General features: G+C 53.0%; 23 protein-coding genes. 2 read left to right on the top strand and 21 right to left on the bottom strand.

What is annotated here, in order from left to right:
- Nucleotides 1–50: 50 nt before the first annotated feature.
- Nucleotides 51–461, bottom strand: coding sequence for an alternative ribosome rescue aminoacyl-tRNA hydrolase ArfB (gene arfB, locus FBY13_RS05165; protein ID WP_063878492.1), 411 nt, complete (start codon nt 459–461; stop codon nt 51–53).
- Between the two features lie 217 nt (nt 462–678).
- On the opposite strand from arfB, the gene FBY13_RS05160 reads away from it, so the two are divergent.
- Nucleotides 679–879 (top strand): YaeP family protein, encoded by a 201-nt coding sequence (locus tag FBY13_RS05160; RefSeq protein ID WP_063878491.1) that lies wholly within the window; start codon nt 679–681, stop codon nt 877–879.
- Nucleotides 866–1,126 carry a Rho-binding antiterminator gene (rof, locus tag FBY13_RS05155; protein ID WP_063878490.1) on the top strand — a complete coding sequence of 87 codons (261 nt, stop codon included), beginning with the start codon at nt 866–868 and terminating at the stop codon, nt 1,124–1,126. Before FBY13_RS05160 ends, rof begins: the two co-directional genes overlap by 14 nt.
- A gap of 40 nt (nt 1,127–1,166) precedes the next feature.
- On the opposite strand, the gene FBY13_RS05150 is transcribed toward rof, so the two are convergent.
- The 20 genes from FBY13_RS05150 to tsf all read right to left on the bottom strand — a co-directional run bounded on the left by FBY13_RS05150 (nt 1,167) and on the right by tsf (nt 24,166).
- Nucleotides 1,167–1,478, bottom strand: coding sequence for a cytochrome c (locus FBY13_RS05150; protein ID WP_370513131.1), 312 nt, complete (start codon nt 1,476–1,478; stop codon nt 1,167–1,169).
- The gene (tilS, locus tag FBY13_RS05145; RefSeq protein WP_145393651.1) at nt 1,475–2,779 is read right to left on the bottom strand and encodes a tRNA lysidine(34) synthetase TilS; all 1,305 of its coding nucleotides are present in this window, start codon (nt 2,777–2,779) and stop codon (nt 1,475–1,477) included. The genes FBY13_RS05150 and tilS overlap by 4 nt, the downstream gene beginning before the upstream one ends.
- A 48-nt stretch (nt 2,780–2,827) precedes the next feature.
- Nucleotides 2,828–3,217: a VOC family protein gene (locus tag FBY13_RS05140; protein ID WP_145393650.1), complete on the bottom strand. Its 390-nt coding sequence runs from the start codon at nt 3,215–3,217 to the stop codon at nt 2,828–2,830.
- 12 nt (nt 3,218–3,229) lie between these two features.
- Nucleotides 3,230–5,395, bottom strand: a complete 2,166-nt coding sequence (locus FBY13_RS05135; protein WP_063878487.1) for a lysine decarboxylase LdcC — start codon at nt 5,393–5,395, stop codon at nt 3,230–3,232.
- Between the two features lie 123 nt (nt 5,396–5,518).
- A complete protein-coding gene (accA, locus tag FBY13_RS05130) occupies nt 5,519–6,475 on the bottom strand; it encodes an acetyl-CoA carboxylase carboxyl transferase subunit alpha (protein ID WP_063878486.1) in 957 nt (318 codons plus the stop codon).
- Between the two features lie 12 nt (nt 6,476–6,487).
- On the bottom strand, nt 6,488–9,970 hold the full coding sequence (dnaE, locus tag FBY13_RS05125; RefSeq protein WP_063878485.1) for a DNA polymerase III subunit alpha: 3,483 nt from the start codon (nt 9,968–9,970) through the stop codon (nt 6,488–6,490).
- 28 nt (nt 9,971–9,998) lie between these two features.
- On the bottom strand, nt 9,999–10,625 hold the full coding sequence (gene rnhB, locus FBY13_RS05120; protein ID WP_063878484.1) for a ribonuclease HII: 627 nt from the start codon (nt 10,623–10,625) through the stop codon (nt 9,999–10,001).
- Nucleotides 10,618–11,766 carry a lipid-A-disaccharide synthase gene (lpxB, locus tag FBY13_RS05115; protein ID WP_145393649.1) on the bottom strand — a complete coding sequence of 383 codons (1,149 nt, stop codon included), beginning with the start codon at nt 11,764–11,766 and terminating at the stop codon, nt 10,618–10,620. The genes rnhB and lpxB overlap by 8 nt, the downstream gene beginning before the upstream one ends.
- Before the next feature lie 3 nt (nt 11,767–11,769).
- Nucleotides 11,770–12,558 carry an acyl-ACP--UDP-N-acetylglucosamine O-acyltransferase gene (gene lpxA / locus FBY13_RS05110; protein WP_063878482.1) on the bottom strand — a complete coding sequence of 263 codons (789 nt, stop codon included), beginning with the start codon at nt 12,556–12,558 and terminating at the stop codon, nt 11,770–11,772.
- A gap of 3 nt (nt 12,559–12,561) precedes the next feature.
- Complete coding sequence (fabZ, locus tag FBY13_RS05105) at nt 12,562–13,017, bottom strand: 3-hydroxyacyl-ACP dehydratase FabZ (protein ID WP_063878481.1); 456 nt, start codon at nt 13,015–13,017, stop codon at nt 12,562–12,564.
- A gap of 153 nt (nt 13,018–13,170) precedes the next feature.
- Entirely contained in the window at nt 13,171–14,196 is a 1,026-nt protein-coding gene (lpxD, locus tag FBY13_RS05100; RefSeq protein ID WP_145393648.1) for a UDP-3-O-(3-hydroxymyristoyl)glucosamine N-acyltransferase, read from the bottom strand.
- Between the two features lie 3 nt (nt 14,197–14,199).
- Nucleotides 14,200–14,700: an OmpH family outer membrane protein gene (locus tag FBY13_RS05095; RefSeq protein WP_063878479.1), complete on the bottom strand. Its 501-nt coding sequence runs from the start codon at nt 14,698–14,700 to the stop codon at nt 14,200–14,202.
- Between the two features lie 96 nt (nt 14,701–14,796).
- Nucleotides 14,797–17,208 carry an outer membrane protein assembly factor BamA gene (bamA, locus tag FBY13_RS05090; protein WP_109718251.1) on the bottom strand — a complete coding sequence of 804 codons (2,412 nt, stop codon included), beginning with the start codon at nt 17,206–17,208 and terminating at the stop codon, nt 14,797–14,799.
- 51 nt (nt 17,209–17,259) lie between these two features.
- Nucleotides 17,260–18,609 carry a sigma E protease regulator RseP gene (rseP, locus tag FBY13_RS05085; protein ID WP_096012105.1) on the bottom strand — a complete coding sequence of 450 codons (1,350 nt, stop codon included), beginning with the start codon at nt 18,607–18,609 and terminating at the stop codon, nt 17,260–17,262.
- Between the two features lie 12 nt (nt 18,610–18,621).
- Nucleotides 18,622–19,479 carry a phosphatidate cytidylyltransferase gene (gene cdsA / locus FBY13_RS05080; RefSeq protein ID WP_096012104.1) on the bottom strand — a complete coding sequence of 286 codons (858 nt, stop codon included), beginning with the start codon at nt 19,477–19,479 and terminating at the stop codon, nt 18,622–18,624.
- Nucleotides 19,480–19,497: 18 nt separating this feature from the next.
- Complete coding sequence (ispU, locus tag FBY13_RS05075; protein ID WP_013024690.1) at nt 19,498–20,250, bottom strand: (2E,6E)-farnesyl-diphosphate-specific ditrans,polycis-undecaprenyl-diphosphate synthase; 753 nt, start codon at nt 20,248–20,250, stop codon at nt 19,498–19,500.
- A gap of 177 nt (nt 20,251–20,427) precedes the next feature.
- Nucleotides 20,428–21,624 carry a 1-deoxy-D-xylulose-5-phosphate reductoisomerase gene (gene ispC, locus FBY13_RS05070; RefSeq protein WP_109718262.1) on the bottom strand — a complete coding sequence of 399 codons (1,197 nt, stop codon included), beginning with the start codon at nt 21,622–21,624 and terminating at the stop codon, nt 20,428–20,430.
- A gap of 109 nt (nt 21,625–21,733) precedes the next feature.
- Complete coding sequence (gene frr, locus FBY13_RS05065; RefSeq protein WP_063878474.1) at nt 21,734–22,291, bottom strand: ribosome recycling factor; 558 nt, start codon at nt 22,289–22,291, stop codon at nt 21,734–21,736.
- A gap of 143 nt (nt 22,292–22,434) precedes the next feature.
- Entirely contained in the window at nt 22,435–23,160 is a 726-nt protein-coding gene (gene pyrH, locus FBY13_RS05060; RefSeq protein WP_063878473.1) for a UMP kinase, read from the bottom strand.
- A gap of 154 nt (nt 23,161–23,314) precedes the next feature.
- Nucleotides 23,315–24,166, bottom strand: coding sequence for a translation elongation factor Ts (gene tsf / locus FBY13_RS05055; RefSeq protein WP_063878472.1), 852 nt, complete (start codon nt 24,164–24,166; stop codon nt 23,315–23,317).
- Nucleotides 24,167–24,344 lie beyond the last annotated feature (178 nt).

The following is a 24,344-nucleotide window of genomic DNA, read 5'->3' as shown; positions in this document are numbered from 1 at the left end:
ACAGACACGTATTGCGGTTATTAAGTCCCGCGCGCATAAGCATCTAAGCGTTATTGCACCTTGCCGCGCAGCGCTTTGGTACTACTGCGACGCGACTTGCCTTCCAGCCTGCGCTCTTTCGAAGCGCGCGTAGGCCGCGTTGACCGCCGGACTTTCTCTACCGTGGTAAGCTCACGAATCAGGTTGATCAGCCGCTGCAGTGCCGCTTCCCGGTTCATCTCCTGACTACGGTATTCCTGCGCCTTAATGATGACGGTTCCCTCACCCGTAATTAAATGATGGCTGGCATTTAACAGCCGCTCTTTATAGAACGGTGGCAAGGACGAGGCGGCAATGTCAAAACGCAAATGAATGGCGGTGCTGGTTTTATTCACATGCTGACCGCCGGAACCCTGCGCCCGAATGGCCGTCAGCTCAATTTCACTGTCCGGCAGCTCCACGTTACGTGACAGCATAATCATCTGCCACCTGCCTGCGTCCAATTCGTGTGTTTTTGTCCTGGGCTGTTCATCAACTTAACCTTTCGTGCTTTATCCTGAGTCGTCTGATACTGCATAGCCAGCTACTTTAGCAGTGATTTGCGCGTTGTTCCTGCTTTTGCCTGGCTGATTTTCTGGAAATGCCTGTGATATAGTCGCTAATCAACCAGGGTATTTATGCTCTGCTGAGGAGGTGCCTGTGCAAAAATATTGTGAGTTAGTTCGCCAAAAATATGCCGAAATCGGCAGCGGGGATCTGGGATATGTACCCGATGCGATAGGCTGCGCCTTAAAAGCGCTTGATGATATTGCCGCGAATGCTGCGCTAAATGCTTCTCTCAGGGAACAGGCGGCCTACGCCGCCGCAAACTTATTGGTGAGCGACTATGTTGATGAATGAAGCTTATAAACCCATCAATTGCGATGACTACGATAATCTGGAACTCGCCTGCCAAAAAAACTGGATGCTGACGCTGGAGTTGAAAGATGGCGAACAGCTCAAGGCCAAGGCCAGGGATATTCTTTCACGTAAAAACGTTGAGTACCTGGCGATTGATCTTTCCGGTGAAACACGCGAGCTACGTCTCGACCACATTGCCAGCTTTAGCCATCCTGAACTTGGCACCGTTGTTGTCAGCGAAGAGTAATTCACTTCCCGTCGGGCGGGATGCACTCCCGCCCATCTCATCAAGGTTTTAACGCACTGTAGTACGCGGCTAAGTTTGCCATATCGTCATCACTTAAGCCTGCGACAAACGCCTTCATCACTTCAGCCTGACCACCGCTTCGTTCCCCTTTTTTATACGCCTGTAACGCATGATTAAGATAAGCGGCATTTTGCCCGGCCAGATTAGGATAAAGGGGCGCGGTCGCTTTCCCCTGTGCCCCGTGGCAGGCCATGCAGGCGGCCGAACGTTGTTCGCCCGCTTTCACATCGCCTGCGGCGTGGGCCGGTAAGACGGTTAGCAGCAGCAAGGCTGCTAGTCGTTGTATCATCATGGCGCTCCCGTCGTTTTCTGCCAGTTGACTTGCCAGCCATGGGCATCCTGACTTGCGCCCTCACGGGTGACAAACAGCCCGGGTGCGCTAATCAGTGTCTGATTAAAATAAATTAATGGAATGCGCGTACGCTGCCAGGGGGGAATATTCAGCATCTGCCAGATTTTCTTTATGTCACGTCCCCCTGTGCGATTCACAATATGAACATAGCCTGTTGCGTAAAACCGCACGAATACCTGCTCCTCCGGCTGTGGACAGCGAAGCGTACTCACGTTTTTTTCGGACGTGAGTACGCCCAGGTTCTGCGGTAAAACCAGGGGCTGATTGAGGTCAGGCCATGCCATTTCACAGTCGGTTAAGGACGCACTGAGAGGCAAGCGGTAAAGCTGCTGGCGGTAGCGACGGATCTCGTGGTTCCCTAACGTTAACCGCGGCTGGGCATCCTCCCGGCAGAGCATGACGTCCTGACGAATACGGCGTAATGCTTCCCGCGAGGGCATCTTCTCACCCTGTCTGGCCAGCCAGCGACGCAACAGGGCATTCCCTTTCGCCTCACTCATGGTCACTAACGGCGTAAAGCACAGGCTACCGTCGGGTTGTATTAGCTCGCTGAGTTGCCCGGCCAGCAATTCATCCAGGAGTTGCTCCTGCTCACCACACAAGGCGGCACTGCGTGCCGTCGCCTCGGCAAAATGCGGCCAGCGGCTCAGTACCGCAGGTAATAGCTGCTGACGTAAAAAGTTGCGGTCATAACGCACATCCTGATTACTTTCATCCTCGACCCAGGTCAGTTGGTGCGCGTCGGCATACTGCTCCAGGCTCAGGCGGGAATGGTGTAGCAGTGGCCTTAATAAGGGATGTCCGGCAAGCATGGCCACCATCGGCATGGCCGCCAGGCCCGCCGGGCCGCTGCCGCGCTTCAGCGCCAGGAGCAGCGTTTCACACTGATCGTCCAGATGCTGCGCAGTCAGCAGCTTTTCATCCCCGTGGAGTGCCTGGCTCAGTGCCTGATAACGCGCCTGACGCGCCGCCGCTTCGATGCCCTGTCCCTTCTCCGCGATCTGCACACGCAGAACGTCACAGGGGATCTGCCACTGTTCGCACACATTCAGGCAGTGCGCCGCCCAGTCATCGGCATTCCGGCTGAGGCCATGGTGCACATGCAGCGCACGTAGCCGGGATAACGGATGACGTTGCTGCCAGGCCCGAAGCTGATGCAGCAGGACGGTCGAATCCAGGCCACCGCTAAAGGCCACGACCAGCGCGTCACGCTCATTCAGCAGTGCGTCGAAATCAGACATGATGTCAATCCATGAGACGGCTAGCGGTGTAGCCATAAAGTCGCTATTTTACGCTTGATAGAGTTCCAGCGGCAAACCATCCGGATCGGCAAAGAACGTACAGGGTTTACCGGTCAGCGCATCGATGCGAATCGGTTCACATGTTACGCCCTGGCTCGCCAGATAATCTGCCGCGGCCTCGACATCCGGTACGCTAAAGGCCAGATGACGTAAGCCGCAGGCTTCCGGTTGACTGACGCGGGCAGGCGGCGTCGGAAAAGAAAACAGCTCAATCGTATACTGGCCGTTCAATGCCAGATCACCTTTCCAGGAATCACGCGCTTCACGGTAGTGCTCGCTTTGCAATTCAAAGCCCAGAATGTCGCAGTAAAAAGCTTTACTGCGCGGGTAGTCAGACGCAATGATGGCGATGTGATGGATGTGCGTTAGCTGCAGCATGTTTGCTCCCTGTTAAACATTGATATCCTGGTATTCAGCCTGTTTCAGCACACGAACCCGATACTCACCCTCTTCGGTTAAGGTCGCGCCGTGAATATCTGTCTCAAAGCCGGGATAATGGCGTCCAATGCTACACAGCATTAACAGGAAGTCGAGTACGGCGCGACTTTGTTCTGTGATCATTTCACCGGGCATTACCAGCGGGACACCGGGAGGATAAGGCAGGATCATGTTGGCGGAGATGCGGCCCACCAGCGCATTGATGCTCACCGTTTCAATATTGCCTTTGACCTGCTGCTGAAAAGCCTGATGCGGCGTCATTTTCATTTCGGGTAAGACATCAAACGCTTTCAACATGAGCCTGGGTAGATCATGTTGCTGGATGAGACGATGAATCCCCTGCGCCAGCGTCTGAATACGCATGTTACGGTAAAAATCAGGATCTTCCGCATAGAGATCCGGCAACATATTTTTGACCCGAAGATTGAGATCGTAGGCGCGCTTAAATTCCGTTAATCCCCGCAGCACGCTCATCGCTTTGGTTTTATCGATGCCGATGCTGAAGAGGAACAGCAGATTGTAAGGGCCGGTTTTTTCAACCACAATCCCGCGCTCATCCAAAAATTTTGCCACCAGCGCGGCCGGAATCCCCTCTTCTGCCATCTCGCCCAGCTCGCTCATGCCCGGTGTCAGAATGGTCACTTTGATCGGATCAAGGTACATATGATCGCGATCGGCCTGGGTAAATCCATGCCAGTCTTCTTCCCCCGGCTGGATCGGCCAGCACTGGGCTTCATCGACGTGTTCGGGCTGCCAGATATCAAAAAACCAGCTGTCGCACTCCTCTCGCAACCGCTGTATCTCGCGACGAAAGTGCAGTGCGCGTTCCACTGAGCGATTGATAAGCCTTTTACCCGGATTCCCCCGCAGCATCGCCGCCGCCGTCTCAATGGATGAAACGATGGCATAGTTGGGTGAGGTGGTGGTGTGCATCATGTAGGCTTCATTAAACGTCTGCTCGTCATACTCGCCTTTAATATGAATCAGCGACGCCTGAGAAAACGCTGCCAGCAGTTTATGCGTGGACTGGGTTTCATAAAAGACTTTACCCGGCACCCGCTCGCCACTCATGCCGCTTTTTCCCTCATAGATAGGATGGAAATTAGTATAAGGAACCCAGGCAGAATCAAAGTGGATCGATGGCACGTCCAGCGTTTGTTTGATGTATTGCGTGTTGTAGAGCAAACCATCATAGGTCGAGTTGGTGATCACCGCATGGACCGGCCAGCTTGCGCGCGGCGTGGCGGCGACCTTCTGCTCGATGCTGGCACGGGTGAATTCTTTTTGCGGAATCCCGCCCAGAATGCCTAGTGCGTTGCGTGTCGGTTTCAGCCAGACAGGGATCAAATCGCTCATCATCAACAGGTGGGTGAGCGATTTATGGCAGTTGCGATCCACCAGTATGGTGCTGCCTGCCGGTGCCGCATACATCCCCACGATCTTATTCGAGGTCGAGGTACCGTTAGTCACCATATAACTCTGTTCTGCACCAAAGGTTCTCGCGATGTACTCCTCAGCGTCGAGATGCGGCCCGGTATGATCAAGCAGCGAGCCCAGTTCCGTTACCGAAATGGAGATATCGGACTTCAGCGTATTAGCGCCAAAAAAGTCATAGAACAAACAGCCGACCGGGCTTTTCTGGAAGGCGGTGCCGGCCATATGCCCTGGCGTACAGAAGGTGTACTTCCCCTCTTTCACATAGGTAAACAACGCTTTGGTTAACGGCGGTGTAATGTTGTCGAGGTAGTCATCCGTGTACTGGCGAATGTGTAAGGCGATATCCTCGGCGGCATTCAGCGCGTACTCAAAGAAATGCAGGGGCAAACGCATTTCGTTGATGCTGATATCCATCTGAGAATGGGTATTGATAAAGGCATACAGCGGCAGATGTTCATTGAGCTGATTAATTTCGCCGCACAGCTCCGGGCTGTTGTGCTCATCCCAGTCAAAAATGACACCGCTGATTCGGGGATTATGCTCAATGAGCTTGAGCAAATCGTCATGATTTTTGGGATGGATAAGTTGAAAACCTTGCTGACTCAGTGCGACTTCCAGCTCGCGTAAGGGTTCATCTTTGAAAAACACGCCGTGCGCGCCCATGATCGCCAGAATATTCAATGCACATCTCCCTGATTGTTGAGGCATTGAGTAAGCATAGCGAATCATACCGCTATACTGCAGTCAGATTAGTGGCATAAAAAAAGCGGACCGAAGTCCGCTTTAGCGCTTGATGAGGCTGAATCAGGCGTAACCGTAGCTCATCAGCCGTTGATAACGGCGATCTAACAGTTCTTCGGTGCTGAGTCCTTCCAGATCGGCCAGATCGGCCAACAGTTGCTTTTTCAGCGACTGTGCCATTTCAACCGGGTGACGATGTGCACCGCCCAGTGGCTCAGGGATAACCGAATCAATCAGCTTTAGCTCTTTCAGACGCGGAGCGGTAATGCCCATTGCTTCTGCAGCCAGCGGCGCTTTATCGGCGCTTTTCCACAGAATTGAAGCACAGCCTTCCGGAGAGATGACAGAATACGTGCTGTACTGGAGCATGTTAACTTTGTCACCAACACCAATCGCCAGCGCGCCACCTGACCCGCCTTCACCGATGACCGTACAAATCACCGGCACTTTCAGACCTGACATTTCCCGCAGATTACGGGCAATCGCTTCAGACTGACCGCGCTCTTCCGCGCCGACACCGGGATAAGCACCCGGCGTATCGATAAAGGTGAGGATAGGCATCTTAAAGCGTTCAGCCATTTCCATCAGGCGCAGCGCTTTGCGATAGCCTTCTGGTGCTGGCATACCAAAATTACGGCGAATCTTCTCTTTGGTTTCACGTCCTTTCTGGTGACCAATGATCATGACCGGGCGACCATCGAGTCGCGCAATCCCGCCCACAATGGCTTTGTCATCCGCATAAGCACGGTCACCCGCCAGCTCATCGAAATCGTCAAAGGCATTGCGCACGTAATCAAAGGTATAAGGACGTAATGGATGACGTGCCAGTTGCGCAATCTGCCATGCGCCCAAATCGGCGAAGATTTTACGGGTCAGCTCAACGCTTTTCTCGCGCAGTCGCTTCACTTCTTCGTCGAGATTGACGTGTTTATCGTCCTGACGACCAATCGAGGTAAGCGAATCAATTTTCGCTTCCAGTTCTGCAATTGGCTGTTCAAAATCCAGGTAATTAAGACTCATAATGTTCCTGTTTTAGTCAAACTCCAGTTCCACCTGCTCCGACCCAATTAACGACCGCAAATCGTTGAGTAAACGATCGCTGGGCGAAATTCGCCACGCTGCACCAAAGCGTAGCTTCGCTCGCGCGTCGGCTCTCTGATAGTAGAGATGCACCGGAATTGTCCCTGAACGATGAGGTTCCAGGGACTGACGGAGTCGGTTTAATAGCTGGTCATCAATTTGCCTGTCCGTCAGCGAGATAGCAAGTCCACGCGCGTATTTTTCGCGCGCTTCGTCGATGTCCATGACTTCCCGGGCGGTCATTTTAAGCCCACCGCTGAAGTCATCAAAGCTGACCTGTCCGCTAACGATCAGGATACGGTCTTTCTCCAGCAGTTGCTGGTATTTATCTAACGCATCGGTAAATAACATGACTTCGAGACGACCAGAGCGATCGTCAAGTGTACAAATACCAATTCGGTTGCCGCGTTTGGTCACCATTACACGCGCCGCAATCACCAGACCTGCCGCGACGGTAATCTTACCACGATCGGTAGGATGCATATCTTTCAAACGCATCCCGCCAACGTAACGCTCAATTTCTTTTAAATACTGGTTAATGGGATGGCCGGTAAGATACAACCCAAGGGTTTCTCGCTCACCATCCAACTGCACCTGTTCTGGCCAGGGCGTAACACTGGCATAAGACTGTTCGACCTGTTCAGGCTCGTCGGCCAGCACGCCAAACATATCCGCCTGGCCGATGGCTTCGGCTTTCGCATGTTGATCCGCCGCTTTCAGCGCATCGTTCAGCGCACTCATCAAGGCAGCACGATGCGGCCCCAGACGATCAAAGGCACCGGACATGATCAGCTTTTCCATGACCCGACGGTTGATCTTTTTGGTGTCGGTGCGCGCGCACAGATCGAACAGTTCACGGAAGTAACCGCCCTCATTACGCGCATCAATGATCGCTTCGATCGGGCCTTCACCCACGCCTTTAATCGCGCCAATGCCGTAAACGATCTCGCCTTCATCGTTCACGTGGAACTGATACAGCCCTGAGTTAATATCCGGCGGCAAGACCTTCAGCCCCATGCGCCAGCATTCGTCCACCAGGCCAACCACTTTTTCGGTGTTGTCCATATCGGCCGTCATTACCGCCGCCATAAACTCAGCCGGGTAATGCGCTTTCAGCCACAGCGTTTGGTAGGACACCAGCGCATAAGCAGCAGAGTGCGATTTGTTAAAACCGTATCCAGCAAATTTCTCTACCAGATCGAAGATTTTCATCGACAGTTCACCGTCGATGCCCATCGTTTCCGCGCCGTCTTTAAATATTGAGCGCTGCTCAGCCATCTCTTCGGGTTTCTTTTTACCCATGGCGCGTCGCAGCATATCCGCCCCGCCAAGCGTATAGCCTGACAGGACCTGGGCGATCTGCATGACCTGTTCCTGGTAAAGGATGATGCCATAGGTTGGCTCAAGCACCGGCTTCAGGCTTTCATGCTGCCACTGGATATCAGGATAGGAGATGGCTTCACGACCATGCTTACGGTCGATAAAGTTATCCACCATGCCCGACTGCAACGGGCCAGGGCGGAACAGCGCCACCAGAGCGATCATATCTTCGAAGCAGTCAGGTTTCAGGCGCTTAATCAGATCTTTCATGCCGCGCGATTCAAGCTGGAAGACCGCCGTGGTCTCCGCGCGCTGCAGCATATCAAAGCTCTTTTTGTCTTCCAGCGGGATGGTGGCGATATCAATCGGCGGCAGACCCTGCTTTTCACGGCGCGGGTTAATCATCTTCAGCGCCCAGTCAATAATGGTGAGCGTGCGTAGTCCCAGGAAGTCGAACTTCACCAGACCGGCATATTCCACATCATTTTTATCGAACTGTGTAACCGGATACTGTCCGTTTTCGTCACAGTAAAGCGGCGCAAAATCGGTGATTTTCGTTGGCGCGATAACCACACCACCCGCATGTTTACCGGCGTTGCGCGTTACCCCTTCCAGCTTGCGCGCCATATCGATCAGCGCTTTGACCTCTTCATCTGCCTCATAGATTTCCGGCAGTTGCGGTTCCGCAGCAAAGGCTTTTTCCAGCGTCATGCCGGGATCGGGCGGCACCAGTTTTGAAATACGATCGACGAAACCATAAGGATGGCCCAGTACGCGACCGACATCCCGAATCACCGCTTTCGCCGCCATCGTTCCGAAGGTGATGATCTGGGACACGGCTTCGCGGCCGTACATGTCGGCAACGTGTTCAATTACCTGGTCGCGTTTTTCCATGCAGAAATCGACGTCGAAGTCGGGCATGGAGACACGTTCCGGGTTCAGGAAGCGTTCGAACAGCAGGTCAAACTCCAGCGGATCAAGATCGGTGATCTTGAGTGCATAGGCCACCAACGATCCCGCACCTGAACCACGTCCCGGACCGACCGGCACGCCATTGTCTTTGGACCACTGGATAAATTCCATCACGATCAGGAAGTAGCCCGGAAAACCCATCTGGTTGATGACGTTAAGCTCGACCTCAAGACGCTCGTCGTATTCTGGACGCTTCTCTGCGCGCTCGGCTTCGTCAGGGAACAGCATCGCCAGACGCTCTTCCAGCCCTTCCCGTGATTTCACCACCAGAAAGTCTTCGGTGGTCATATCGCCGGTAGGGAACTGAGGCAGGAAGTACTCACCCAGTCGTACCGTCACATTACAACGCTTAGCAATCTCTACGCTGTTTTCCAGCGCTTCCGGGATGTCTGCGAACAACTCGCACATCTCTTCTTCACTGCGCATATATTGCTGAGGGCTGTAGTTGCGCGGACGCTTAGGATCGTCGAGCGTGTAACCATCATGAATGGCAACCCGGATCTCATGGGCATCGAAATCTTCTTCATTGATGAAGCAGACTTCGTTAGTGGCAACAACCGGGATTCCTTCTGCAATCGCCAGCTCAACCGCCGCATGCAGGTAGCTCTCTTCGTCAGGACGACCGGTACGGATCAACTCAAGGAAGTAGCGATCGGCAAAGTGTTGCTGGTAGAAAGCCAGGCAGTCCGACACCAGGGTACTGTTACCGCGCAGCAGGCTACGGCCCACATCCCCGCGTCGCCCGCCTGACAGCAGAATCAGTCCTTCCTGCAGTTCAGCCAGCCAGTCGCGATCGATAATGGGGCCGGCAATACCGTATCCCCGTTGGTAAGCACGAGAGATCAGCAGCGTCAGATTTTGATAGCCGGTGTTATTGGTCGCCAGCACGGTAATCTGGGTCAGTTCATCGCCCATTAACTCGCTGGCAACGTTAAAATCTGCCCCGATAATTGGTTTAACCCCTGCGCTATGCGCACCACCATAAAATTTCACCAGACCGCAAAGGTTGGTGAAGTCGGTAATCGCAATGGCTGGCATACCCAGCGCAGCCGCTTTCTTAACCAACGGTCCGGTTTTCGCCAGACCGTCGACCATTGAATAGTCGCTGTGAACGCGCAGATGTATAAAACGAGGTTCGGCCATATCAGTTTCCGGTTAAAACAAGGTCGGATTAGCGCAGCGTGGTCAGGCTGCTCGCCAGCACGTCGGCATCAATCAGCGCATTGCGCACAGGCGCAAAGCTGCGCCGATGATGTGGTGTCGCACCGTACTGCGTTAACTTTTCCCTATGTAACGCCGTAGGATAACCTTTATGTTGCGCGAAACCATACTGGGGAAACAACAAATCCAGTTCTGCCATTTCGCGATCGCGCGTGACTTTGGCAATGATGGACGCGGCACTGATTTCGGCGACCAGGCTATCCCCTTTTACCACGGCCAGAGAAGGCATCGGTAACGCCGGGCAGCGATTGCCGTCAATCAGCACAAAGTCTGGCGTGAGCGGCAAGCCAGCCACCGCGCGCTGCATTGCCAGCATGGTGGCATGCAGGATATTAAGACGGTCGATCTCTTCTGGATCTGCGCGCCCCAGGCTCCAGGCGAGCGCTTTCTCTTTGATCTGATCAAACAGCGCCAGGCGGCGTTTTTCGGACAGTTTTTTGGAGTCCGCCAGGCCGGGGATCGGGTTGGCGGGATCGAGGATCACGGCAGCGGTCACCACCGCGCCCACTAATGGCCCGCGGCCCACTTCATCCACACCGGCAATGCACCGGGCAGCAGGATAGATAAAATCAGCCATTGGCGAGCTCCAGCACCGCATCTGCGGCTTGTTCATCGGCGTTCCAGCGAATCTGCTGATGCAGTTCGTAAAAAGTATGCAGCAGCGTTTCACGTTCGCTACTGGCGTGCAGCAACGGGTCCAGCGCGGCTGACAGCGCTTCAGGCTGACATTCATCCTGCAACAGCTCTTTGACCAACTCACGCCCGGCCAACAGGTTTGGCAACGAAACGTAGTCAGTCTTGACCAGTCGCTTAGCCAGCCAGAAGGTGAACGGCTTCATGCGGTAGCCGACAACCATCGGACATTTTGCCAGCATGCACTCAAGCGCGGCCGTGCCAGACGCCAGCAGTGCAGCATCACTGGCCACCATCGCTTCCCGTCCCTGTCCATCCAGCAGATGCATTGGCAGCTCAGGCGCAACCTCCGCTTTGATTTTTTCAAACTGCTCGCGGCGCTTAGCGTTAACCAGGGGCACAACAATTTCCAGCGACGGATAGTGTTGGCGCAGTCGTTGCGCCGTTTTGAGGAAGTCTGCACTGAGCATTTCGACTTCGGCACCGCGACTGCCCGGCAGCAACGCGAGGCAGAGCGCATCCTCATCTATGCCCAGATGACGGCGCGCCGCTGATTTGTCGGGCTGTAGCGGCATGGCATCGGCCATCGTGTGTCCAATAAAGCGGCAGGGGACGTCAAAACGGTCGTAAAACGCTTTTTCAAAAGGCAGAAACGCCAGTACCAGATCGGTGTTGCGACCAATTTTAAACACACGTTTTTGCCGCCAGGCCCAGACAGAGGGACTGACGTAATGAATGGTGCGAATACCTGCGCGTTTGAGGTTGCCTTCCAGCGTGATGTTAAAATCCGGCGCATCTATCCCAACAAATACGTCAGGTTTGAGCGAGATAAAGCGCTGGGTCAAATCGCGGCGAATCGTCAATAAACGCCGTAACCGCCCCAGCACCTCAACAATGCCCATTACCGCCAGTTCTTCCATCTCGTACCAGGCTTCACAGCCTTCGGCCTGCATCAATGGGCCAGCGACACCGACAAAGCGGGCATCAGGATGACGGGCTTTTAAAGCCCGAATCAGGCCTGCGCCAAGAATGTCGCCAGAGGTTTCTCCGGCGACCAGGGCTATCGTAAGGGGACGCGCTGACATGAATTAGCGAATTAATCCACGTGTTGAGCGGGCAAAGAAATCAAAGAAAGGCTGCACTTCGCTGTGCTGCTGAGCAATCGCTTCGATTTCCGGTTTGACTTCATCCAGCGTTCTGCCGCTGCGATAAAGTAACTTGTAGGCGTTGCGGATAGCGTGCAGTGCTTCTTTGCTGAAGCCACGGCGCTTCAGGCCTTCAATGTTGATACCGAATGGCGTGGCATGGTTGCCTTGCGCAATCACATACGGAGGGACATCCTGAACAACGCCTGAACAACCGCCGATCATGACATGTGAACCAATAGTGCACCACTGATGCACCGCCGTCATGCCGCCAATGATAGCAAAATCATCCACAGTGACATGCCCACCCAGGGTCGCGTTATTGGCAAAAATACAGCGGTTACCCACCACGCAGTCATGGGCGATATGGGCATTCACCATAAACAGGTTATCGCTACCAATGGTCGTGGTGTTAATACCCTGCGCCGTACCGCGATGAATCGTCACGCTTTCACGGATGCGATTACGGTCGCCAATATCAACCCGGGTAGGTTCACCCGCGTATTTCAAATCCTGATTCACTTCGCCAATCGATGCGAACTGATAGATCTGATTGTCTTTGCCGATACGCGTATGGCCATTCACGACCACGTGTGACTTGAGTACGGTTCCCTCACCAATCTCGACATTTGCCCCAATAAAACAGAAAGGGCCAATATGCACGCCGGGGCCAATAATTGCCCCATCTTCGATCACTGAACTGGGATGGATGTTGGCGGTTGGATCAATCACGAATTATGCCTCCCGGCTACGGGCACACATCATGGTCGCTTCACAGACGATTTTACCATCGACAGTCGCTACGCCAGTAAAGCGAGTCAGACCGCGACGGGTTTTCTCGAAGGTCACTTCCATGATCATTTGATCGCCCGGTACAACCGGACGCTTGAAACGGGCATTATCAATGCCAGCAAAATAATAAAGCTCGCCTGGCTCCAGTTTACCTACGCTTTTGAATGCCAGAATGCCGGTGGCCTGAGCCATCGCTTCCAGAATCAGCACGCCGGGAAAAATCGGTTTACCAGGGAAATGTCCCTGGAAAAACGGTTCGTTAAAGGAGACGTTCTTCACGGCGCGCAGATATTTGTTTGCTTCAAAATCCAGCACGCGGTCTACCAGCAGAAACGGATAACGATGCGGCAGCAGCTCTAAAATCTCTTCAATTTGCAGAGTATGAGTTTCAGTAGTCAAAATACTCTTCCTGTCCTAAAAAATCTGATGACATCAATAACACGGCCTGCACCGATCATCATGATCGTTGGCAGGCCGCAAATAGGTTCCGTGGCGCCTGGCTTCCCTGCTTAACACTGTTATTATGAAAGCCGGTCAGTCATGGGATGGCGTTTAGTCGTCTTTACCGACTTTCCGCTCGATTGCTTTTAAGCGTTTGCTTATTTCATCGATATTCATCACCAACGCTGCAGTTTTGCGCCAGGTTTTGTTGGGCTGTAATGGAATCCCTGAGGAGTATACACCAGGTTCTGTTATCGGACGCATAACCATGCCCATGCCGGTTACGGTCACTTTGTCACAGATTTCCATATGGCCATTGATGACGCTGGCACCGCCAATCATACAATAACGACCAATTTTCAAACTACCCGCCATGATCACACCGCCAGCAACCGCAGTATTGTCGCCAATAACCACGTTGTGAGCAATCTGACACTGGTTGTCTATGATAACACCATTGCCGATCAGAGTGTTATCCAGAGCGCCACGATCGATGGTGGTACAGGCACCAATTTCTACCCGATCGCCAATCACCACGGAGCCCAACTGCGGTATTTTCACCCAGTTGCCGCGATCGTTAGCATAACCAAACCCATCCGAACCAATGACGGTACCGGACTGAATCAGACAATCCTGACCAATCTGCACCTCATGGTAAACCGAGACGTTAGCCCATAAACGCGAGCCCTTGCCGATACGGGTTTTTTTGCCGACGAAGCAGCCTGCGCCGATGACAACGTTATCACCGAGCTCAACATCGGACTCAATCACGGCATTCGCACCGACAGAGACATTTTCACCGAGTCTGGCGCTGGAATCGATTACGGCGCTGGGTGCAATATTCTGCGCCGGCTGCGGCGTCGTATCCATCAACTGCGCCATGCGCGCATAGGTGAGATAAGGGTCTTTGACCACCAGCGCAGCGGTTTTACACCACTCCAGATCCGCTTCCGTCAGCACCACGGCTGATGCCTGAATCAGGGCGAGCTGCTCGCGGTAACGGCTGTTGGCAAGAAATGTGATTTGACCAGAGGTGGCGGATTGCATAGAAGCAATGCCGGAGATGACGATATCGCCATCTCCGTGCAATTCTGCATCCAACTGCTGGGCTAAATCAGCCAGTCGAATTGATGACATCGATTATTTAACCTGCTTTACAACATCATCGGTGATGTCTTTAACATCGGAACCCGAATACAGGACAGCCTGAGAATTCAGCACCAGGTCATAACCGCCGCTTTTGGCAACAGACTGAACAGCGGTCTGGATTTTTTCCAGTAACTTGTTACGTTCCTGAACCTGACGCGTCTGGTTGTCTTTTTCGAACGCATCCGCTTTCACCTGGAATGCATCACGCTCAGCGGTGATCTGCTTCTCTTTCTTGCTGCGCTCGCTGGCTTTCATGGTTGGCGCATTACGCTGCAGATCCTGCATTTCCTGCTGGATTTTATCGTGCTGAGAACGGAGTTCTGCCGCGCGGCCCTGGAACTCACTCTCGAGCTGTTTGGTGATGGTCGCGCGCTGAGGTGATTTCTGGAAAACCTGGCTCAGATCAACAGTTGCGACTTTGTCCGCCGCCTGTGCGCCAGCAGAAGCAGCCAATGCAACACCCAGAGTAACTGCACATAACAACTTTTTCACTATAAACTCCTTACCCTCAACATGTATGTTTGCAGCGTGGAGCATAGCAATGCGCCACGCCTGCAAGCTAATTTTTTCACATCCCTGTGTAGAGCATTACCAGGTTTTACCAATGTTAAACTGGAACTGCTCTGACTTATCTCCATCAACTTTCTTGATCGGCTGGGCGTAAGAGAATACCAACGGCCCCAGCGGCGACATCCACTGTAAAGATACACCGGTCGAAACGCGAATATTGTTCGGATCGCTGTAGTCAGGAATGCCAGCAGCACGCGTTTCCGCCGTGTTCTGCCATTTGGTATCCCAGACCGTACCTGCATCGACAAACAGCGAGGTACGAACTGAGTTAGCATATTTCTCACTCAGGAACGGGGTCGGCGTGATCAGCTCAAGGCTGGCAATCGCCATGGCGTTACCACCGATGGCATCACTCGACTTACAAATACCGTTCGGATCGCTCAGGTTACAGAATGAAGAGCCATCGTTCAGGTAAGCCGCTTTAGGACCAATGGTGTTGGACTGGAAACCACGCACGGTACTGGAGCCACCGGCATAGAAGTTCTCATAGAACGGCATCTCTTTACCGCTGAGTCCATCGCCATAACCAACACGACCACGGCCTAAGACAACCCAGGTATGATCTTTATTGATGGGAACATACTGCTGACTGTCTAAGGTCATTTTGTAGAACTGGTTGTCAGAACCCGGAATCGTGACCTTGCCGTTCAGGTTAGTACGGTTACCTGAGGTGGCAAAGAAACCACGGTCCAACGTATTGTATGTCCAGCCATAGTTAAAGGTGAAGTCATCCGCCGAGAAGTCACCATTGCTGTTCAACTGCTGTGGCTTACCAACCGAGTCGAGATAGCGCCACATTGCAACCTGCGGACGCATGTCTGACAGGTCGTTATGGACATAGCCCAGACCGACGCGCAGCGAGTTGTTCTCATTGATTGGGAAGCCCAATGTCCCGTCTGTACCATAACTTCTGTTGGTATAGCCGGAGAGATCCGCGTTGCTGGCTTTAAAGTTGTTGTAGAACACCCGGCCGCCCAGACTCACACCGTCAACGGTGAAGTAAGGATCGGTCAGAGAGAATTCTGCATAGGTCTGATAGTCGTTTTTGGTCCCGCTGATACCTACGGTATTACCGGTACCGAGCCAGTTATCCTGAGTTACGCCGACCTGGAAGCTGACGCCACTTTCCGTACCGTAGCCCACACCAAAGTTAAAGGTACCGGTGTTACGCTCTTTGACTTTATACACCACGTCAACCTGGTCAGGTGAACCTGGTACACGCTGCGTATCGACATCAACGGTTTCGAAATAACCCGTACGGTTCAGACGCTCTTTGCCCTGATCGACCAGGTCGCTGCCCAGCCAGGCACCTTCCATCTGACGCATTTCACGACGCAAGACGGCATCTTTCGATGTGTCATTACCTTCGAAGCGCACTTTACGCACGTAGTAACGGTTGCCCGCATCGACGTTGATATGCAGCTTAACGGTTTTATCGGCATCGTTGATTTCAGGCTGCGTCACAACGCGGGGATAAGCGTAGCCATAACGGCCCAGCAGCTTCTTGATATCATCTTCCATCGACGTAACTTTCGTGCCGTTATACAGCTCGCCCGCCGGTATTTTTGTCAGATGTTCGATTTCAGCCGAATGGCCCGCCATGCTGCCGTTGACGATAACGCCAGCAATCTTGTACTGATCGCCTTCGTTAATGTTAACGGTGATGTAGATGCCTTTCTTGTCCGGCGTCAGGCTGACCTGCGTCGAATCGATGTTGAAACGGGCATAACCGCGATCCAGATAGAAGCTGCGCAGGGTTTCAAGGTCACCCGCCAGTTTCTGCTTCTGATATTTACGGTCACCCACGACGTTCCACCACGGCACTTCGTCGCGCAACTGGAAGCGAGAAATCAACTCATCTGAGCTAAACGCTTTGTTACCTACAATGTTGATCTGCTGAATCTTTGCAGAAACACCTTCGGTAAACACCAGTTTCAAATCGACGCGGTTACGCGGCAGCGGCGTGACCACGGCTTTAACGCTGGCGGTATATTTGCCCACGCTGTAGTAGAAGTCCTCCAGTCCCTTCTCGATAGAAGAGATGGTGGTGCGGTCCAGCGCTTCGCCGACGCGCACGCCTGAGGCTTCAAGGTTTTGTTTGAGCTGATCGTCTTTAACCGCTTTGTTACCGCTAAAGGTAATGCTGGCGATGGTGGGACGTTCTTTGACCTGAACAATCAGCGTATTACCATCTCGCAGGACCTGAACATCCTCAAAGTTGCCAGTTGCGAACAGGGAGCGAATGGTATTTCTGACGTCATCGTCATTCACCGTATCGCCAACCCGAACCGGCATGCTCAGCAGAGCCGCGCCAACGGCGACTCGCTGCAGCCCTTCGAAATGAATGTCCTTCACCACGAAATCGTCTGCACCGTAAACGGTGGCGCTGCTAAACAGCAGCGACGCTATGAGCAACTTTTTCATCGCCATCGTTATTATGCGTTTTCCTAACACATCCCACGCAAGCTCGCGTTCCAGCGGTTACAAACGTGAGAAATCATTGAAAAGTGCAAGCCCCATTAACATCACCAGCAGTATTGAACCGATGCGGTAACTAAAGTCTTGAACTCGCTCGGACACCGGTCCACCTTTAATCTTTTCGATCGCAAGGAAGAGCAAGTGCCCACCATCTAAAACCGGTAGCGGGAACAGGTTGATAATTCCTAAGTTGACGCTAATCAACGCCAGGAACATCAGGTAGTAAATCATTCCATACTCAGCTGACAAACCTGCACCTTGCGCAATCGAAATCGGGCCGCTCAGGTTGTTCAACTTCACATCACCGGTTATTAACTTGCCCAACATGGAAACGGTCAGCTTCATTAATTGCCAGGTTTTTACACTGGCTTCACCAATGGCTGAAAACGCACCATATTGTCTTACCGTTTTGTACTCGTCTGGCAATGGCACAACGCGGGGGATCACCCCTGCGAATCCTTGCGCTGTATTCCCAGGCTTCGCTTCCGGCGTCAGGGTTAACTGCACCGCTTCACCGTTACGATCGACCTCAAGAGCGATGCTTTTTCCAGGGTTATCCCGAACCTGAGTGGCAAAAAGCTGCCATTGCGTTAATAACTGACCATCGACTTTAACGATCCTGTCGCCAGCTTGCAAACCGGCTTCACTGGCTGGCGAATTCTTTTGCACTTCAGCCAGGGTCGTTTCAATCTGCGGCCCACGAGGACGAATCCCCAGCGCCACGACCGGGTCCTGCTTATCAGGCTCGAACTGCCAGTTGCGCAAATCGACCTGCTTCTGCTGCGTCCCCTGCTCGCCAAACTGGCTCACCGTTAGCGTGGTGCTGGCATCACCGATTTTACCGATGAGCGCCATGCGGACAGCTTCCCAATCAGGCGTTTCGATACCGTCAACGGCCTTAAGTTCCGTACCGGGTGTAATTTGCGCTTCTGCCGCCACCGAACCGTTCAGAATTTCACCAACAACCGGTTTTATACCGGGCACGCCATGGATAAACACAACCCAATAGGCAAAGATAGCGAACAGGAAGTTGGCAATCGGGCCCGCCGCAATAATCGAAGCGCGCTGCCAGATGGCTTTATTGTTAAATGCCTGATGCCGAAGCTCAGCGGGCACGCTTTCAACCCGCTCATCCAGCATTTTGACGTAACCGCCAAGAGGAATAAGGGCGATGACAAATTCGGTACCGTGACGGTCGCGTCGTTGCCATAACGCTTTGCCAAACCCGATCGAAAAGCGCTCTACTTTCACACCGCAACGCCGCGCCACCCAAAAGTGACCAAATTCATGCACGGTGATGAGTACGCCCAGTGCAACGATAAATGCGGCAAAACTCCAGATTACGCTTAACATCGTTGTTTGCCCTTAGAGTGTCTGAAACACCAACAGCAATAAACAGGCAAATACCGGCACTGCTGCTGTCAGGCTGTCGATGCGGTCAAGAATACCGCCATGTCCCGGAATCAGGTTGCCGCTGTCTTTGATGCCGGCCTCGCGTTTAAACATGCTTTCAGTGAGATCGCCCAGTACCGATGCAAGGGTCGATATCACAGCACATATCACCAGTGTGCCGGTAGGAACGGAAAGCGGCGCAAAACTGGCAAACAGCACCGCAATCAACGCGGAAGAAACCAGTCCACCCAGAAAGCCTTCCCATGTTTTGCCCGGGGAGACTTTTGGCGCCAGTTTGTGTTTGCCAAACAGTTTGCCAAACATATAGGCACCCGAATCGGCGCCCCATACCAGAAACATGACAAACAGCAGCCACCATGCACCGGCAAAGTGATCGGCTTCGTAATGATATTGACGGAGCGCCATCATGCCCCAGAAGAAAGGGATAACCGTTAGCGCGCCAAACAACAGGCGCAATGGCCGTGAGCGACGCCATATTGCGGCAGAGGCAGGATAAAACAGAACCAGTAGTAACGCACCGATCCACCAGGCCAGCGAGGCCCACAGCCAGACAGCCACCTGCGGCAGATGCGCATTATGTTCGTAAGGAGGAAGGGTCAACAGCATCAGCGTCAGTACCAGACCGCATATCAGTGCCAGCCAGACACGTTGCTGACGAGATGCCATACCAGACAGCTGCCCCCATTCCCAGGCGGCAAGCATGCAGATAATGATCGTAATAATTGCAAAGCCAACAGGCGGTAACCAGAACAATGCAGCGATCACCAGCGGGATAAGAATCAGCGCGGTGATCAGACGAGACTTCAGCAAAGGTTACCCCCAGATTGCTCAGGCGCCGCCTGGTGCAGCGCCGCCAAAGCGTCGCTCCCGCAGAGAGAATGCATTCAGTGCACCTTCAAAAACGTGTTCATCAAAATCCGGCCAAAGCACATCAGTAAAATAGAATTCCGCATAGGCAATTTGCCACAACAGGAAGTTGCTAATCCGATGCTCTCCCCCGGTCCTTATCACTAAATCCACTGGCGCTAACTGGTTCATACACAGTTGAGACGTCAGACTCTCTTCGGTTATCTGGTCAGGGCGTAACAAGCCTTCCTGAACCTGCTCAGCCAACTTTTTAACGCCTTCGATAATATCCCAACGCCCGCCGTAGTTAGCAGCAATGTTCAGCGTCAGTCGATCGTTATTCTCCGTCAGTGCTTCTGCACGACGGACACGTTCCTGAATACGCGGGCTGAAACGGCTGATATCACCAATGATGCGTAAGCGGACATTGTGCTTGTGCAGGCTTTTCACTTCGCTATCCAGCGCCCAGACAAACAGTTCCATCAAGGCAGTCACTTCCTGCGCTGGACGGCTCCAGTTTTCGCTACTAAAGGCGTAAAGCGTTAACGCTTCCAGATTATTGCTGACGGCAAAGCTTACGGCGCGGCGCACTGATTTCACGCCAGCTTTGTGACCGGAGATACGCAGTTTTCCCTGGTTCTTAGCCCAGCGGCCGTTGCCATCCATGATGATAGCGACGTGGCGTGGACCGGTTCCCTGTTGGTCATCGGTGTTGTTGTGATTTTCAGACGACATAACGCGTAATCAATTCCTTTCATCAGAAATGCTGTGGTTTCTGAATACATTGCGCCCGGTACAAATCCCGACATTGTCTGCCAGGCCACACCGAATTTGGTGACAGACCGTTAAACGCGAGCCAGCGACTATAACATTTTCACCTGAAGCGAACAAATAGCCTCAACGCAATCGTTGTTATACCGTGTAACGTGGCAACATTTCTGTCGCCGCCGCCCGCGCGATACGATCAATTTCGATGACAGCGTCCACAGAGTCCGGTTCCTGACACTGCTGAGCTGACAGCACCGCACTGTTTAACGCCGCAATATCCGTAAAGCGAATTCGCTGATTCAGGAAAGCCGCCACGGCTATCTCATTGGCCGCATTGAGCGTGGTGGTCGCCGCCTGCCCGGCTTCGCAGGCATCAATCGCCAGTTTCAGACAGGGATAACGGCCAAAATCAGGTTCTGAGAACGTCAGTGCCGACATGCGGGTAAAGTCCAGCGGTGTGACCCCAGCGTGAATTCGCGCTGGCCAGGCCATACTGTGGGCGATAGGTGTTCGCATGTCAGGCGAACCTAACTGTGCCAGCACGCTGCCATCGCAGTAACGCACCATGGAGTGGATCACCGATTGTGGGTGCAAAATCACTTCCATCTGCGCTGCGCTGGCGTTAAACAGCCAACGAGCTTCAATGTATTCAAGACCTTTATTCATCATGGTGGCCGAATCAACAGAGATTTTACGCCCCATTGACCAGTTCGGATGTGCACAGGCCTGATCTGGCGACATGCTGCTCAGATCCGCTAAATTTGTGTCACGAAAAGGGCCACCCGATCCCGTAAGAATAATCGACTCAATGCCGTTATTCTGCAGGTCAGCGTAACCTAACTGATGCTGGATGGTAGCGGGCAAACTCTGAAAAATCGCATTGTGCTCGCTGTCTACCGGCAACAGCTGGGCATTGTGCTGGCGCACCGCCTCCATAAATAAACGGCCGCAGGTCACCAGTGATTCTTTGTTAGCCAGCAAGACGGTTTTACCCGCGCGAATCGCTGCCAATGTCGGTAATAACCCTGAGGCACCCACAATCGCCGCCATCACCTGGTCAACGTCATCTAATGCTGCCAGTTCACAGGCTGCCTGAACGCCGGAGAGCACTTCAGTGTTGATCTTTAATGCTCTCAGTCGCTCACGTAGCGCGGCGGCGGACTCTTCATCTGCCATTGCCGCATAGCGCGGTTGGAACTGCACGCACTGCTCCGCCATTAGAGCCACATTTTTACCCGCCACCAGCGCCGTGACCTGGTAAAGCGTGGGATTGGCACTGACCACTGCCAGCGTACTGGTGCCTACCGAACCGGTAGAACCGAGCAGAGTTAATCGCTTCATAATGCTGTCCATGTAAAGGTAAAACGTGGGGCACAATGTAAAACGCCGCCAGAGGTGGCTTTCTGTCAGAAGGCCTCTCTGTACGGCGTTTTAATCGGTGATGATGGAATCAGAAGTCCATCAACTCCGTTTCTTTTTCGGCCAATGCCGCATCAACTTTCTTGATGTGCACATCGGTCATTTTCTGGATTTCGTCCTGCGCACGACGTTCGTCGTCTTCGCTGATTTCTTTATCTTTCAGCAACGCTTTGATTTTATCGTTGGCGTCGCGACGGACGTTACGTACGGATACACGTCCCTGCTCCGCTTCACCGCGTACGATTTTAATCAGATCTTTACGACGCTCTTCCGTCAGCGCAGGCAGTGGAACACGGATGTCAGCACCCGCTGAGTTCGGGTTAAGTCCAAGATCGGATGCCATAATCGCTTTTTCTACGGCCGGGCCGAGAGAGCGATCAAACACGTTGATTTTCAGCGTACGGGAGTCTTCAACGGTGACGGAAGCCAGCTGACGCAGTGGCGTCGGCGTACCGTAATATTCAACGATAATGCCGTCGAGCAGTGAAGGTGAAGCACGACCTGTGCGTACCTTGCTGATAGTGGTTTTGAATGCTTCGACGCATTTGTCCATGCGCGTGTCAGCATCTTTTTTAATGTCGTTAATCACGTTAAAACCCTTGGATTCGGTTTGACCTGGCCAGTTCCGGCATCACCGGAAGCGGGATCGATAATCATCGATAATCCTGACTGGTGCACGGTTAAACAATACCGCACTGACAGAATATACCTTATTTTATCTCGCCTCGGGTATTAATGCGTAATCAGGGTACCTTCTTTTTCACCCATCACTACGCGACGCAATGCGCCAGGCTTGTTCATGTTGAAAACGCGGATTGGCAGTTTGTGATCGCGCGCCAGCGTAAACGCGGCGAGATCCATCACTTTAAGCTCTTGATCCAGCACTTCCGCATAAGTCAGTTTTTCGTACAGGGTTGCATCGGGCTGCTTCACGGGGTCGGCCGAGTAAACACCGTCAACTTTGGTGGCTTTCAGCACCACATCCGCTTCGATTTCAATGCCACGCAAACAGGCAGCGGAATCCGTCGTAAAGAACGGGTTGCCGGTACCCGCAGAAAAGATGACAACGCGGTTGTTACGTAACAGGCTGATGGCTTCTGCCCAACTGTAGTTGTCACAAACGCCATTCAGGGGAATGGCGGACATCAGACGGGCGTTCACGTACGCGCGGTGCAGTGCATCACGCATCGCCAGGCCGTTCATTACCGTCGCAAGCATCCCCATATGGTCGCCCACAACACGGTTCATGCCTGCCTGTGCCAGACCGGCGCCACGGAACAGGTTACCGCCGCCAATCACAACGCCCACCTGGATACCCAGCTCGACCAGCTCTTTGACTTCCTGAGCCATGCGGTCAAGCACGCTCGCGTCGATACCAAAACCCTCTGCACCCTGGAGTGCTTCGCCGCTGAGTTTGAGCAGGATACGTTGATAAACAGGTTTTGCGTTGGTCGCCATGGTCAATTCTTCCTGGAAGATATGATGAATGAGAAGTAATTCCGATCAATCATCCGCTTAGAGCAAAAGAATTGCTATTGGGATGAAACTGAAAACGTATCTTTTGCCTGAGGCAGACAAAAAAGAACCGCCATCTGGCGGTTCTTTCAGATCATTAAGACTGTTTGGACATTGCTGCAACTTCAGCAGCAAAATCAGTCTCAACTTTTTCGATGCCTTCGCCCACTTCAAAGCGGATGAAGTTAATCACGTCAGCGCCCTGCTCTTTCAGCGCCTGGCCAACGGTTTTGCTTGGGTCGATAACGAATGCCTGACCTGTCAGAGAGACTTCGCCGGTGAATTTCTTCATACGGCCTTCAACCATCTTCTCAGCGATCTCTTTTGGCTTGCCAGACTGCATCGCGATGTCCAGCTGAACCTGGTATTCTTTATCAACGACGTCTGCAGAAACGTCTTCTGGCTTAACAAACTCAGGTTTGCTTGCCGCAACGTGCATGGCGATCTGTTTGATCAGATCGTCGTTAGCGCCTTTGGCAGAAACCAGAACGCCGATACGTGCGCCGTGCAGGTAGCTGCCCAGTTCTTCGCCTTCCAGCAGTGCAACGCGACGAATGTTGATGTTCTCGCCGATTTTAGCTACCAGGGCAACACGCTCTTCTTCGAACTGTGCTTTCAGAACGTCAACGTCGGTGATGCGGTCAGCCGCAGCAGCGTCAAGAACTTTGTCAGCAAACGCCTGGAAACCGCCGTCTTTTGCAACGAAGTCAGTCTGGCAGTTAACTTCCAGAATCACACCGTAGTTACCAACGATTTTGGTTTTGATTACGCCATCAGCAGCAACGTTACCCGCTTTTTTCGCTGCTTTAATTGCGCCAGACTTACGCATGTTTTCAATCGCCAGCTCGATGTCGCCGCTCGCTTCAGTCAGCGCTTTTTTGCAGTCCATCATGCCTGCGCCAGTACGCTCACGCAGTTCTTTTACCAATGCAGCGGTAATTTCAGCCATTCCAGAATCCTCGGTTCGTACCTGAGCACAAGTGCGTCAGAAGGTACTTATTTGCGGAAAATTTACTCTGTCCCGCCGACCTGAACAGGGGCGTAACAGACTTGGATAAAATAAAGGGGCCAAGTTTGGCCCCTTACAGATCACATCTGAATGCTAAGGGCTCTTATGCAGAGCAAAC

The organism is Pantoea sp. SJZ147 (genome assembly GCF_007828605.1).
In the GTDB taxonomy this organism is placed as follows: domain Bacteria; phylum Pseudomonadota; class Gammaproteobacteria; order Enterobacterales; family Enterobacteriaceae; genus Pantoea; species Pantoea allii.
Note: the sequence above shows the minus strand (reverse complement) of the source record. Positions and strands in the feature narration are given on the sequence as shown.

Bases quoted from the DNA above. Each gene is read 5' to 3' on its own strand.
- arfB (WP_063878492.1), bottom strand. From the start codon at position 461: ATGATTATGCTGTCACGTAACGTGGAGCTGCCGGACAGTGAAATTGAG.
- rof (WP_063878490.1), top strand. From the start codon at position 866: ATGTTGATGAATGAAGCTTATAAACCCATCAATTGCGATGACTACGAT.
- FBY13_RS05150 (WP_370513131.1), bottom strand. From the start codon at position 1,478: ATGATGATACAACGACTAGCAGCCTTGCTGCTGCTAACCGTCTTACCG.
- tilS (WP_145393651.1), bottom strand. From the start codon at position 2,779: ATGTCTGATTTCGACGCACTGCTGAATGAGCGTGACGCGCTGGTCGTG.
- FBY13_RS05140 (WP_145393650.1), bottom strand. From the start codon at position 3,217: ATGCTGCAGCTAACGCACATCCATCACATCGCCATCATTGCGTCTGAC.
- accA (WP_063878486.1), bottom strand. From the start codon at position 6,475: ATGAGTCTTAATTACCTGGATTTTGAACAGCCAATTGCAGAACTGGAA.
- dnaE (WP_063878485.1), bottom strand. From the start codon at position 9,970: ATGGCCGAACCTCGTTTTATACATCTGCGCGTTCACAGCGACTATTCA.
- rnhB (WP_063878484.1), bottom strand. From the start codon at position 10,625: ATGGCTGATTTTATCTATCCTGCTGCCCGGTGCATTGCCGGTGTGGAT.
- lpxB (WP_145393649.1), bottom strand. From the start codon at position 11,766: ATGTCAGCGCGTCCCCTTACGATAGCCCTGGTCGCCGGAGAAACCTCT.
- lpxD (WP_145393648.1), bottom strand. From the start codon at position 14,196: ATGTCATCAATTCGACTGGCTGATTTAGCCCAGCAGTTGGATGCAGAA.
- bamA (WP_109718251.1), bottom strand. From the start codon at position 17,208: ATGGCGATGAAAAAGTTGCTCATAGCGTCGCTGCTGTTTAGCAGCGCC.
- rseP (WP_096012105.1), bottom strand. From the start codon at position 18,609: ATGTTAAGCGTAATCTGGAGTTTTGCCGCATTTATCGTTGCACTGGGC.
- ispU (WP_013024690.1), bottom strand. From the start codon at position 20,250: ATGTCGTCTGAAAATCACAACAACACCGATGACCAACAGGGAACCGGT.
- ispC (WP_109718262.1), bottom strand. From the start codon at position 21,624: ATGAAGCGATTAACTCTGCTCGGTTCTACCGGTTCGGTAGGCACCAGT.
- pyrH (WP_063878473.1), bottom strand. From the start codon at position 23,160: ATGGCGACCAACGCAAAACCTGTTTATCAACGTATCCTGCTCAAACTC.
- tsf (WP_063878472.1), bottom strand. From the start codon at position 24,166: ATGGCTGAAATTACCGCTGCATTGGTAAAAGAACTGCGTGAGCGTACT.